Origin of the sequence: Bifidobacterium reuteri DSM 23975, assembly GCF_000741695.1 — a bacterium.
Lineage (GTDB): Bacteria > Actinomycetota > Actinomycetes > Actinomycetales > Bifidobacteriaceae > Bifidobacterium > Bifidobacterium reuteri.
The window spans coordinates 228588-241260 of the sequence record NZ_JGZK01000003.1 but is presented as its reverse complement, the minus strand read 5'-3'; the positions used below and the strand labels follow the sequence as shown (position 1 = coordinate 241260).

Here is a 12673-nt window from a genome sequence, read left to right as displayed (position 1 = left end):
CATATCGGCCGTAAGTCGGTCGGGCGGGATGCCGAATCCCTTATGACGCCACGGTTCCTGTTACGTAGTCGGTCATCGATGCTCGTTGATCCATCGGATCGCCAGCTGTGTGCGGTTCGTCAGTCCCAGTTTGTCCAGTATGGCGCTGATGCGGTTGCGTACCGTCCCCTCGCTCAGATACAGCGTGGCGGCGATGTCCCGGTTGTCCAGTCCCTTGGCGACCAGCGCCGCGATATCTCGTTCGCGCTCGTTCAGCGCATCGTCAAGTGCGCCTTCGTCCCCGGATGGTGAATCCGCTGCGTATGGCGCGTGGACGCCGCCGGTGAGCTTTCCGAGCACATCCGATCCCATCACCACCTGCCCGGCCATGACGGCTTCGATCGCCGGTTTCACCGCGGACACATCCTGTTTGATGAGGTAGCCTTTGGCGCCGAGTCCCATGGCCTGGGCGATATAGTCCCGATCCGCGAATGTGGTGAGGAACAGGATACGGGCGGCGGGGTCCCTCGCCAGGATCCGCCGCGCGGCGGTGATGCCATCCGTCACTGGCATCTGGATGTCGATGAGCAGCACGTCCGGCCTGCTGGAGGGAGCCTTGAAGTATCCGGCCAGCGCGGCATCCCCGTCGTTGGCGGTCCACAGCACCTCGGCGGTGCCGGTGGCGGTGAGGATCGTCTGCAATGATTGGCAGACGATCGGGTCGTCGTCCACGATTGCGATGGTTGTCATGATTGCCCCGATTCCACATGTGTCCCTGATTGCCATGGGCCTTTCGGTATGGATACGAACACCCGCCAGCCGGTGCCATACGGGCCGCATAGGGAGGTCCCTCCCAAGGACCGGACCCGTGAGTCGATATCCGCCAGCCCCATGCCGCGATACGTTTCGGCATCATGCCGTGTCGCCATGACAGGGTCGGAGAAAGGAGCTGGGGCCTCGCCCGGCTTCGCGGGCCCGGGATCCTGCACGACCAGCTGCCATAACGCCGGCATGTCGCGCAGCGTCACGGTCGCCTCGCACGCCTCGCTGTGATGTACCACGTTGGCCAGCGCCTCGCGGATCACCGTGGCGAAGCAGCGTGTCACCGGAGCGGGGGCAGACTCGATGCCATTGACCAAGCCGACCGTGAATCCGGGGCTGATGCCGTCGAACGACCGGACCGCTGCACTGATCTGCGCAGCGAAATCGGTGCCGTCGTCCTCCAGGTCGTGCACTGATCTGCGAACCATCGTCATGGCCTCGTCCAAGGTTTCGGACAATGCCGTGAACCCTTGGGCCGATGCTTTCTCGCCCATCGCCTCGGCCACCGTGCGGCTTGCCTGTGTCTGCATGATCGCACGGGTGAGCAGATGTCCTACGTTGTCGTGTATCTCGCGTGCGATGCGCGTGCGTTCCCCAAGCGTGGCCATACGCACCGACTGGGCGCGTTCCTCTTCGATCTCCGCAAGACGCCGACGGTTCGCGCGCAAGGATTCGCGCGCATGATCCCGCAAATGCCTGATTCGGCGTGACGCATCCTCGGCGCGTCGGGAGTCGGAGCCTAGGGCGAAACCGGCGCATGTCACCAGTGCGAGGAACGCCGAAGCTGCGATTGTACTCGCTGAACCCGTGCTGGCGTCCGCCGCTACACAAACCAGCGGAACGACCCACGTCCATCGGACAAACGGCATCAGACGATGCGCCAAATCCTGTCTGATGCCGTCTGATCGGTTTCGTCCGGAATCGCCTGAATTGAACAAAACCGTCGGCATCACGGTCCGTCCGGCATCATAGGCGGCAAGCGGCAGGAATGAGCGCCATAGAGGAAGGAAGATGCAGGCCAGCGTGAACAACCCCATCGGCAGCCATTTCCATCGGCTTGCGGCAAGCCATTCGGTGATGCTGGTGATGCAGATTGCGGCAAGCATAGCGACGACCAGCATGGCGTCGGCATGCGGATGAAAGTTCAGAGCGAGCAGCATGCCCAATGCCGCCATCAATCCTTTCTCCGCCAATATCCGCATGAGACCTCCGCAGTAGATGCCGTAACTGCACTCAAGCCTACCCGCAACGGCCGCGTTCGTTGATGGACAGGATCGTCGTGCGTCGTGCATGCTGCATGCGTTGCAAGGCACTTGCGGCAAGACATGACAAATGTCATTGCGCGGGGCATGAATCGTGACGTTTGTGGATGGCGTCGACGGTCCGCGCTTGGGATGATGAAGACAACCCGAGAAGGGGATGATTCCAGGAAAGGAGCGGACATGGCGGACGACAGCGCAAACCTCACGGACTCTGTCCCGGCGGCATCGGCGCACTGCGGCGAGGAGACCGCATCTCAGGCCGTGCGGATCGCGGCCATACCGGACGAAGGCACGCCAGCTGCGAACGTGAACGATACCCCGGCCGTCAGCGTCTCGAAACTCGTCAAACACTATGGCGACATGGTGGCGCTCGACTATTTCGACCTCGACGTGCACCAAGGCGAGATCTTCGGTCTGCTCGGCCCGAACGGTTCCGGCAAGACCACGGCGATCAACTGCATCCTTGCGCTGCTCACTTACGATTCGGGCACCATACGCGTCTTTGGCCAGCCGATGACGCCGACCTCATACGACCTCAAACGACGCATCGGCATTGTGCCGCAGAATGTGGCCGTGTTCAACGAGCTGACGGTGGAGGAGAACATCGACTACTTCTGCTCCCTGTATGTGCCGAGGAAAGCCGAACGAGCGCCGCTGGTCGAGGAGGCGGTCGCGTTCGCCGGGCTGCAGGACTTCCGCAGGTTCCGTCCAGGCAAGCTCTCGGGAGGTCTGCTGCGGCGTCTCAACATCGCCTGCGGCATCGCGCACAAGCCCGACCTCATCTTCTTCGACGAGCCGACCGTGGCCGTGGACCCGCAGAGCCGCAACGCGATCCTCGAAGGCATCCAGCGACTCAACAGTGACGGTGCCACCGTAGTGTACACCAGCCACTACATGGAGGAGGTCGAGCGGATCTGCGACCGCATCCTCATCATGGACCACGGCAGGCATCTGGCGCTCGGCACCGCGGACGAACTGAAGGACATGATCGACACCGGCGAACGCATCACCATCGGAACGCTTGACCTCACCGAGGAGACGCTGGCGGCAGTACGCGCGCTTGGCTTCGTCATCGAAGCGGCCTACAACGGGCATGAACTGGACGTGCGATGCCGTCGTGGCGAGCATAACCTCATCGACCTGCTCGGCGTGCTTCGCGCCGCCGGCACGAACGTCGGCCACCTGACCAGCCAGCCGCCCACCCTGAACGACGTGTTCCTCGAACTGACAGGCAAGGCACTGAGGGACTAGGAGGATGCCATGTGGTCCACATTCGTCATGACATTGAAGACGAACCTGCGCGACAGGTCTGCGCTGTTCTGGCTCATCGTCTTCCCGCTTGTGCTTTCCACCCTGTTCGCCGGCATGTTCGGCAATCTCGCGGATAGCTATGAGATCAAGCCGATCGCGATGGCCGTGGTGGAGGATGCGAACTGGAAAGACGCATCCGTAGCGTCCTCGTTCGTCGATGCGCTCTCCGGCAAGACCCGCACGTCCGATGAATCCGAGACGCCAGGTGCTCACGCCGATCCGGGCATCCATCTCATAGACGCCACCGCCGTTGACTCCCTGACCCAGGCGCGCGCCGCGCTCGCAGACGGCACGGCAGACGGATACCTGACCGTGGACTCAGAAGGCGGACTGCGGTTGACGCTGGCTTCCACGGTGGCCGGCAGCGCGAAGGACGCCATGTCGTCCGGTTCATCGAAAGCCGTCGCCATCGCCGCACTCGGCAACGCCATCGGACTGTACAATCGGACCGACGCCGTCACCCGTGATCTCATCGCCGACAATCCGCAGGCGGCTGTGAGCCGCTCGTTCTGGACGTCCTTGGGCGACACCGCAGGCATGACCCGCGAGATCCAGTTGACGAACTTCAAGCCGGACGCAATGGCCCGATACTTCTACGCCTTGCTCGGCATGGCCTGCCTGATGGCCATGGGGTATTCGATCACCGCGGTGACCACGGCCCAGGCGAACCTGTCCGCATTGGGGCTGCGACGCACGGTCGCGCCATTGGGCCGTGGCCGGCAGCTCATGGCCGGATTCCTGGCCAGTTGGCTGTGCGCCGCGACGAGCCTGCTCATCGCCCTGTCCTACATCCGGTATGTCTGCGGCATCGCCCTCGGCGGGCGTGAGCCCGCAGCCGTCATCGCGGTCATCACGGCCTCGTTCATGGCCTGTGCGTTCGGCACGATGATAGGAGCGATCCCCGGGCTCACGCACAGCGTGAAAATGGGACTTACCAGTGCGATCCCATGCGCCCTGTCCCTGTTCTCCGGACTGTATGGCGCATTCGCGATGAGCCTGAGCGAATTGATTACTCGCGACGCGCCAGTGCTTGCACTCATCAACCCCGCCCAGCAGGTGACCAACCTGTTCTACGACATCCTCTATTTCGACAGCTACCGCCCGTTCCTCACCACCTGCGGCATCCTGCTCGCCATGAGCGCCGTCTTCCTCATCGCGGGCGTCATCATGCTCAAGGAGCAACGCTATGAACACCTGTAAGGCCACGATTCGCGTACTGATCGCGCACCGACTCTACATCATCATCTATCTGGTGCTTATCGGCATCATGATGTTCACCATCAGCGCCTTTCAACTGAAATCCGGCACGGAGGCCGGCGACACCTTCGTCCCGGACAAGCCTTCGGTCGCCGTCGTGGACCGCGACGCCGACCGAGGGTATATCGCAGGCTCGTTGCGCGCCTATCTGACACCTGACCATGAACTGGTCGATGTCGAAGACCAGCCGGAGACATTGCAGCGTGCCGTCGCGTCGAACTGGGTCGATCTCATCGTCATCATCCCGCAAGGCTACGCGGACGACATGCTTGCCTCGGTGAAATCCGGTGAAGACACGCCTGCCGTCGAAACGGTGACTAGCTACAGGTCCGGCGCCGGTTCAATGGCCTCCATGAGCGTCAGTGGGTTCCTCTCCATGCTGCGCACGACGCTGATCGGAGGGAATGTGACGGTGGATGCCGCCGACTGGGCCACGCTGTATGGCGCATATGCAGGATCGTCCGATTCCGGCAACGGACAGGCGACGACGTCAAACGGGTCGCTGGACATGCTGCCTGAAGGACGGATTGCTGACCTCGGCCTGAATGATGTATCCGAAGCTGCGGAACGGGTCGAAGCCGTCTCCCGTGACAAGGCCGCAAACCATGCGATTGCAGTCGATCACAGCGACGCCCCCGCCATGCAGCCCGACGCTGCGACAGAGGCCGCCAAAGGTCTCGGCGTCACGATGAAAACCATGCTGTACCCGCTGTTCGTCGCCATGACCGTATGCACGGCGCTGGTATTGGGCGTGTTCAATGCGGGTGAGACCAGACGCCGGCTCTTCGCATCCCCGCAACGCTCCTCGCTGATGGGCGTCGAACGCATGGCCACCATGTGCATGTTCGCGCTGATCGTGGTCGTCATCTACCTTCTGGCCACAGTGGGGCTGATGGCCGGAGCTGGTCTCGACCCGACCCGGATCGATCCCGCCGGGGCGGCGATGACGCTCCTGGCGGCCTGCATCTATGCACTGATGACCGTGGCCTGCGGCTTCCTGCTCGGCGAATGCGGAGGGACCGGCGAGACCATGGCCAACGGGTTCGCCAACGTATTCGGCCTGCTCATCCTGTTCACCTCCGGCGTTGCCTTCCCGCTCGACATGATGCCCGCACCGATGCTCGCCATCGGCCGTATGCTGCCCGGATGGTGGTATTGCGCGGCGATTGACGACGCGCTCGGCATCGGCACCGCTGCGGACAGTGGCGTGAGCGTGACGGGATGGGCTTCTTCGATTGGCATTGTGGCGCTGTTTGCAGTGACATTCGTCTGCATCGGGCTTGCCATCGGCCGTTGGCGGCGCACACGGCCCGTCCCGGTGGGGACGAGCACCACGCAACTCGCTAGATGAAGCCTTCGCCTCGTCAGTCTTACCGGAGCGACACCGCTCGGTGAACAATACGCCAATTCCGTGCAGACTACGTATCCGGTCACTTATCGTCTAAATCATGATGTTCGGAAAGGTCAGGCCGTCGAGGATGGCGCAGGTTGCTCTGTGTATGCTCGGCGGCTTGACCATCGCATGCGCCGATCAAGCCGCGACCCGGGCCGTCTTCGGACCTTATGATGGCCGGTTCTGGGCGAAGTCGCTCGTCTTGGCTGGCCTGCTGCTCATCGTGTTCATGGCGGGCGAGCGGCTCATTGCCCTGTCGCCGGTCCGAACAGCCAAGTCGGATTCCGTAGCATCGGGCAACGGATGCAGGCCGGCCGTGATACGGGCCATGCAATGCATCTCGCATGCGTCCGCTGCCAGTTGGCTCCGTGAGTTGTTCGAACGATTCGACCGGCTCGGTCTGATCCCACGACTGCTGATATACGGGGCGGTCATAGGTATCTGCTGGATGCCGGTCATCATCATGATGGCTCCCGGCACCATATGGTTCGACACGGGGGACCAGATTGCGCAGTTCTTCGGCATCAGCGCCTATGGACAACCGGCAGGCGCGATATCCTCGCATCATCCGGTGCTCGACACGCTTGTCTTCGGCGGCGCGGCATGGCTGGGCGATACGCTGACCGGAAACTACCAGAACGGTCTGATTGCCTATCTCGCCGTCCAAGTGGCCGCCACCATCCTCGGACTTGCAGCCGCATGCCTGTATGTACGGCATATCGGCTGCGGCCGCGCCTATGGCCTGATGATGCTGGTGTTCTTCTCCGTCTTCCCGGCCTTCCCGATCTTCACGATGTCCATCGTCAAGGACAGCCTGCACATGGTGTTCCTCATCCCATGGCTCATCATGATGGCTGAAACCGTGCGGACCGGGCTCGAGGCGCTGGCGTCGAGACGTTTCCTCGCCGGATTGTTCGTGCTGTCCCTCGGCTGCGCGCTCACCACGATGACCGGGCTGTACATCACCGTGCTCTCCCTGCTGGCACTGCCAGTGGTCGCAGCGACTCGCCGTCGGCGTCTGACGGCGCTTGCCGCTGCGCTGGGCGTGACGTTGCTCGCCGTCGTCATATTCCCCGCAGCCGTGGCCGGGCCGCTCAAGGTGGCCAAGGAGGATTCCAACCAGATTCTCGTCGTGCCGATGCAGATGACTGCACGGTATGCGCTTGACCATCCCCATGACATCACGCCAGACGAACGCAAAGCCGTCGACACGGTCAACCATGTGCCGTTCGATCACATGGCCTCGAGGTACAACCCTTATCTGGCCGACCCGATCATCCAATACTCGCTGCGCGACGCCAACGGCGTGCCCGACTATGCCACGGCTTGGGCGCAGATGGGCCTCAGGCATCCGGATTCCTATCTCATCGCGTTCGCCTCACTCGAATCCGGCTGGTTCTCTTTCCTGCGCACGCCACAGAATTCCACAGCACCGGCGGTGAGCCTCGCCTCGCTCGACCGGGTCGCCGACCAGGCCATCGGCAACCAGATGGACTTGCAGATCTTCAACGCCTACAGCAAGCCGTTCCGGCAGATGCCCGCGTATGCGGAAAACCGGGCCGGTCAGTCCGCCGCCCACGCGTGGTGGAACGCATGGCGCTCCCTCCCAATCATCCGCATACTGACGTTCACCTCCGTTTGGACATTCGTCCTGCCCCTGTTCCTTGTCTATTGCCGTCTCGGCCGTGCCGCCGCGTCCGCTGCGTCCGGCATGCGCGATGGTCGCGCTGTCAGACGGCATTCGTGGTTCCCGTTCGCAGTGCCTCTTGTCTGGTCACTGCTTTCCCTGCTGCCCAATGCAATTTCGATACCTCTCAAACCCACCGCCACCCGGTACATGCTGTGGTCGCTCATCATGGTTCCCCTGCTGATCGGCGTGTTGCGTGCAGATGCGGTACGCCCTGAACGGTTATGGCGGCAGAAGGGGGTCTGACGTCATGAACCGCGGTTTGGTATTCAATCTCATCAGCAATGTCGCCTTCTTCGTCGCCGGATACGCCATCCACTACTTCCTCGGCGGTTTCGCCTCGCCCGCCGATTATGGCGTGGTGGGCACCATCATCACCGTGCTGGACTTCGAGTACCTGTTCGTCAGCAATGGCGCACGCCAATCCCTGGCCCGCAGCATCGCTTCACGGCATTACGACGGGTGCCAGGTGATTGTGCGCACGCTGGTGGTCCAGTTCGCCGTCGTCGCACTGTTCTTCCTCATCGACTTCGCGGGCGCGCCTCTGTTCGGCGTGATGTTCGGCGATGATGCTTTGGCGCGCTATTTCCGCTATGCGGCGTTCCTCGTGCCAGCCAACGGCCTGTATGTCGTGATGCTCGGCATCAACGACGGATTGCAGCGGTTCGGACGCAGCGCGTTCCTTGCCACGTTCTATCCGATGATCAAGCTTGGCACCATTCCGTTGATCATCCTCGTGTTCCCCGATGATCCGGTCATCGGCCTTGAAGTCGGCTACTGTTCGGCGATGATCGTGACCATCGTCATCGGACTTGCCATGCTCGTTCCCGTCTGGCGGATGCTGCCCGCAGGGGAAGGCCGCGCCTTCACCTGGCGCGCCGCCGCTCACGGTACGCTCTCCTTCTCCTTGTTCTTCATCATGGCCTCATTGGTACTGAGCGCCGATACGCTCGTCGTCAAAGCCGAACTGCCTTCGCAGATGGCCGGCTATTACACCGGTGCGATGAACTTCGGGAAGACCACGTATTATCTGCTCCAGGCGTTCGCCGTCATCATACTGCCAGTCGTCTCGCGGTTGATCGCACAGGGGGAGCGCGATGCGGCTATCGACAAGGCCCGCGAGCTCCTGCTGCTCGCATTCGCGCTGATTATGCCGATGGCGGTGACGATTTCCGCCACCAGCGCGACGTTGCTGGCCGCCTTCTACTCGCCGCGGTACACGATTGCGGCGTCGGCTCTCTCCTTCCTCGCATTGTCGAGTTTCTTCATGGGTGTCACGGTGATGCTCAACATGCTGCTCAATGCCGAACGCGACGCGCGTTTTTCCGATTGGCTGTCGTTGATCTCGCTGATCGTCGTCGTCACGGCGTTCATCCTCAGCGCACGATGGGGCGGCATCACGGCCATCGCGGCCACCAGCATGACGTGCACATTCTTCCTCATGACGATTTCCTTTGCTGAGGTCAGACTCAGGCTGGGGGATGTGATGAGCTGCAGGACATGGACGGCGATCGGCTGCAATGCGGCGTTGTGGGCGGTTGCATACGGCGTAGGACGCTTGATGCCGACAAGCAACTTCCTGGTGCTCATGTGCCTTTATGCATTGATGTATGCGGCCTATCTCGCGGTCATCGCGCGGGCCGGCGTCATCGATATACGCATGATCCGAACGCTTGTGACAAACAGAAAAGAGTGATGACGATGCACGTGTTCGTACAGATCCCCTGCCTCAACGAGGCGAAGACACTGCCGATGGTCATGGAGCGGATGCCGAAGTCGATTCCCGGCGTCGACCGGCTCGATGTGATGATCGTCGACGACGGCTGCACGGATGACACCGTAGCCGTGGCGCGCGCCCTAGGCATACGGCATATCGTGCATCACAGCGGCACGATGGGACTGGCGCGCGCCTTCCGCGACGGCGTCGATTACGCGTTGAAGCATGGCGCGGACATCGTGGTCAATACGGACGGCGACAACCAGTATCCCAGCGAGCGCATCGGCGATCTGGTGCGTCCTATCATCGAGGGCAAAGCGGATATCGTGGTCGGCGACAGACAGACCGACACCATCAAGGAGTTCGGACCGTTCAAGAAGCTCATGCAACGATTCGGTTCCTGGGTGGTGAACGCCGCGGCCGGAGGAACGCATATCCCTGACGCGGCCAGCGGATTCCGAGCCTACTCCAAGCGGGCGCTCATACAGCTCAATATCCTGACCGAATTCAGCTACTGCATGGAGACGATCATCCAGGCCGGCTACAAGCGGATCGCCATCACCTCCATACCGATTGTCACCAATCCGAAAACCCGCAACTCACGCCTCTTCCACAATATCTTCGAGCATATGGGCAAATCGGCGGGCGCCATCGTCCGCAGCTTCCTTATGTTCCGGGCGCATACGGTGTTCACCTGGTCGGCTATCGTCCCCGGCCTGCTCGCGGCCATCATCTTCATCCGATATCTCACGTTCTTCTTTGCAGGGCAGGGCAGGGGACATATGCAGTCGCTGCTGCTCGGTGTCATGCTGTTCATCTGGATGGTGATATCGCTGCTGCTGCTCATCATCTCCGAAGTGATGCGCACGCAACGCAAACTCCAGGAGGACCAGCTCGAACGGGTCAAAGAGATCGAGTATTCGCCTGCGGCACGTGCGTTATGGGGCGGAACACTGCATCAGGATGCCGCCGATCCCCAACAATCATGCGCCGAGTGGAAGGCAACCCGATGAGCATGCTCAGCAGCGGCATGTCACGACGGCCCTCACGCCAGGAAGAAGCGCACATGGATGCCGCGGCGGCCGGAGCGCGGAGACCGGCTTCGCGCGTATGGCTCAAGCCTATCCTTGTCGCATTCGTCGTCATCACGGTGCTGGAGCTGTTCGTCTTCAATCTGCCGTTCTGGCAGACCATCGGCTCCACGCCGCAGCAGACCCATGATGACGGGGTAGGGTCGGGCCTGAACGTCGAGACGGGTGGGATCGCCGTCGTCACCGATCCGGAGCACGCCTGGCGTGACGTCTCCGCCAGCCAGCCCATCGAATACCTGTACATCGACCACGTGCCGTCTGAGCGGCCCTCCCAGAACGACTCGGTGAAGTGGCGGGTCTCCACCATGAAATCCACCGACAGCGGATGGTATGACGCTAACGCCGACGTCGGCTATTCGCCATCCTCCGAATCGTCACGGTATTCGCGGGTCGGAGACGGCTCCACCCATGTCAGACTCCGCTATCAGCAGATGGAGAAAGGTGCGGTGATCCCATACGGCCCCATTACGGCCAATCCGCGTGTGCCGATGCGCTTCAGCGCCCTTCGCCTCGCTCTCGAACTGGTGGCCGCATTGCTCATCATCCTGTTCCGTCCGAATTCGCCGCTCTATCGCATCCGGCTCGCGTTGCGCCGCAGCTCCAGTCTGATACCGGTCGGCATCTGTGCGGTGGCTACAAGCCTGTTGCCGGTCGCGCTGCTGGTTATGGCATCGCCGCAGGACAGCCCGGAACCCACCTATTGGAACTATTTCGCGTCCTATTCCGCAGTCAACCAATACCAGATGCTCGCCGACGCCATCCTTCACGGCCGAACGTGGCTCGACTACCCGGTGAACGATGTGCTCGCCGGCATGAGCAACCCCTACGATACGAAAGCGCGTATAGCCACGGCGCTCGCGCATCCCGACGTCCCCATCTTCTTCGATGTGGCGTTCCATGATGGGCGATACTACTCATACTTCGGCGTCCTGCCGGCGCTGCTGCTGTTCGCGCCATTCAAGGCGATTACCGGCATGGACATGGCCACAAACACCGCCATCATCATCACGGCCACTCTGGCTTCCGCCGCCGTCGCGCTGCTCACCATACAGCTGGCTCGTCTGATCGGTCGTCGCCGTGCCGTCTCCCTTGGCGCCGCGTTGTTCGGCATGGTCGCCTTCATGTTCGGTGACGGCATCGCGTTCGTCATCCAATTGGGACTGTTCTACCAGATACCTCAGGAGATGGCGGTCCTGTTCGCCGCTTTGGGATTGTCGCTATGGATCGAGGCCAAACTGCGCGGATTGAATCTGCCACTACTGGCGTCGGGGTCGTTGTGCATGGCATTGACCATCGCATGCAGACCTCAGGTCATCCTTGCCACGCTTATTGCCGTCCCGTTGTTCAGCGATGAGATCATCGGATTATGGAGGCAGGGTTTGCGCGGAGGGGCGGCGCTCGTCCGCGAGCTCAAGACCTGGTCGTGCGCTATAGCACCGTATTTGCTGGTCTTCCTGCTCCAGTTCGCCTACAATCAGGCCCGCTTCGGCAAATTCACCGATTTCGGCGCGACCTACAATCTGACCGGCTACGATATGACGCATATGCGTGCGCCGCTTACCCAGTATTTCTCGTTTGTCTTCACCTATCTGATACAGCCTCCCAACATCACCGCGCATTTCCCCTTCATCCAACCGGCGGGGTGCCGTTGACCACGTGGCGCTCCGAACATGCCATGTTCGGCGGATGGTTCCTCACTGCTGCGCCGTTCGCGTTGCTTCTGTTCACCATCGTCGTATGGAGGTTCGCGCTGCATGGCATCCGCGCCAGTGGACTTTTGGCTGGCGTATTCGTGTCCTGGCTGCTCGCCTTCATTGTCGATGCCCGGATCACCGGTCCGGATATCCGGTATGAAATCGATTTTGCGTTCATGCTGATGACTTCGTTCCTTGTGCTGCTGTATGCCGTCGATGGTGTCGTGAATCGACAGGATGCCGCGATGGCCGGAAGCGTGACGGATTCTCGCGGGGATAGCGTCCGGATGGAAGCGGCCCATTGGCGACTCGTAACCCAGAGGCTCACGTTCGGATGGCTGTGCGCGGGGCTTGTGGCGGCGCTGGTATTCCTCTTCTTCAAACAGTTCGCATCGGGGATGAACATGCCTGTGGCGAACTGGTGGGATACCGCATCCTGGTTCCTCTTCATGTAGGCAAG

Annotated in this window: 10 protein-coding genes; 8 read left to right on the top strand and 2 right to left on the bottom strand. The window is 61.6% G+C overall.

The genetic code is table 11. The annotated features are described in order from the left end of the window. Positions 1-72: 72 nt before the first annotated feature. A complete protein-coding gene (locus tag BREU_RS03690) occupies positions 73-729 on the bottom strand; it encodes a response regulator transcription factor (protein WP_044088390.1) in 657 nt (218 codons plus the stop codon). Continuing rightward, positions 726-1976, bottom strand: coding sequence for a sensor histidine kinase (locus BREU_RS03685; protein WP_414133017.1), 1251 nt, complete (start codon positions 1974-1976; stop codon positions 726-728). The genes BREU_RS03690 and BREU_RS03685 overlap by 4 nt, the downstream gene beginning before the upstream one ends. A 267-nt stretch (positions 1977-2243) precedes the next feature. Between BREU_RS03685 and BREU_RS03680 the strand changes: the two genes are divergently transcribed. From BREU_RS03680 to BREU_RS03645, 8 genes are all read left to right on the top strand, one after another. Beyond that, on the top strand, positions 2244-3314 hold the full coding sequence (locus tag BREU_RS03680; protein WP_081886527.1) for an ABC transporter ATP-binding protein: 1071 nt from the start codon (positions 2244-2246) through the stop codon (positions 3312-3314). Positions 3315-3323: 9 nt separating this feature from the next. After that, positions 3324-4574: an ABC transporter permease gene (locus BREU_RS03675; RefSeq protein WP_044088387.1), complete on the top strand. Its 1251-nt coding sequence runs from the start codon at positions 3324-3326 to the stop codon at positions 4572-4574. Then, positions 4561-5982, top strand: a complete 1422-nt coding sequence (locus tag BREU_RS03670) for an ABC transporter permease (RefSeq protein WP_044095811.1) — start codon at positions 4561-4563, stop codon at positions 5980-5982. The genes BREU_RS03675 and BREU_RS03670 overlap by 14 nt, the downstream gene beginning before the upstream one ends. Before the next feature lie 127 nt (positions 5983-6109). Beyond that, positions 6110-7957, top strand: a complete 1848-nt coding sequence (locus BREU_RS03665) for a DUF6020 family protein (RefSeq protein WP_156100214.1) — start codon at positions 6110-6112, stop codon at positions 7955-7957. A 4-nt stretch (positions 7958-7961) separates the two neighbouring features. Further along, the gene (locus BREU_RS03660) at positions 7962-9407 is read left to right on the top strand and encodes a lipopolysaccharide biosynthesis protein (RefSeq protein ID WP_044088384.1); all 1446 of its coding nucleotides are present in this window, start codon (positions 7962-7964) and stop codon (positions 9405-9407) included. After that, positions 9407-10441: a glycosyltransferase family 2 protein gene (locus BREU_RS03655; protein ID WP_202962213.1), complete on the top strand. Its 1035-nt coding sequence runs from the start codon at positions 9407-9409 to the stop codon at positions 10439-10441. The genes BREU_RS03660 and BREU_RS03655 overlap by 1 nt, the downstream gene beginning before the upstream one ends. Next, complete coding sequence (locus tag BREU_RS03650) at positions 10438-12171, top strand: hypothetical protein (protein WP_044088383.1); 1734 nt, start codon at positions 10438-10440, stop codon at positions 12169-12171. Before BREU_RS03655 ends, BREU_RS03650 begins: the two co-directional genes overlap by 4 nt. Beyond that, positions 12168-12668: a hypothetical protein gene (locus BREU_RS03645; RefSeq protein WP_044088382.1), complete on the top strand. Its 501-nt coding sequence runs from the start codon at positions 12168-12170 to the stop codon at positions 12666-12668. Before BREU_RS03650 ends, BREU_RS03645 begins: the two co-directional genes overlap by 4 nt. Positions 12669-12673 lie beyond the last annotated feature (5 nt).

Excerpts from the sequence above, each read along its gene's own strand:
- BREU_RS03685 (WP_414133017.1), bottom strand. The coding sequence starts at position 1,976 with ATGGCGGCATTGGGCATGCTGCTCGCTCTGAACTTTCATCCGCATGCC.
- BREU_RS03690 (WP_044088390.1), bottom strand. The coding sequence starts at position 729 with ATGACAACCATCGCAATCGTGGACGACGACCCGATCGTCTGCCAATCA.
- BREU_RS03650 (WP_044088383.1), top strand. The coding sequence starts at position 10,438 with ATGAGCATGCTCAGCAGCGGCATGTCACGACGGCCCTCACGCCAGGAA.
- BREU_RS03675 (WP_044088387.1), top strand. The coding sequence starts at position 3,324 with ATGTGGTCCACATTCGTCATGACATTGAAGACGAACCTGCGCGACAGG.
- BREU_RS03670 (WP_044095811.1), top strand. The coding sequence starts at position 4,561 with ATGAACACCTGTAAGGCCACGATTCGCGTACTGATCGCGCACCGACTC.
- BREU_RS03660 (WP_044088384.1), top strand. The coding sequence starts at position 7,962 with ATGAACCGCGGTTTGGTATTCAATCTCATCAGCAATGTCGCCTTCTTC.
- BREU_RS03680 (WP_081886527.1), top strand. The coding sequence starts at position 2,244 with ATGGCGGACGACAGCGCAAACCTCACGGACTCTGTCCCGGCGGCATCG.
- BREU_RS03665 (WP_156100214.1), top strand. The coding sequence starts at position 6,110 with ATGGCGCAGGTTGCTCTGTGTATGCTCGGCGGCTTGACCATCGCATGC.
- BREU_RS03655 (WP_202962213.1), top strand. The coding sequence starts at position 9,407 with ATGACGATGCACGTGTTCGTACAGATCCCCTGCCTCAACGAGGCGAAG.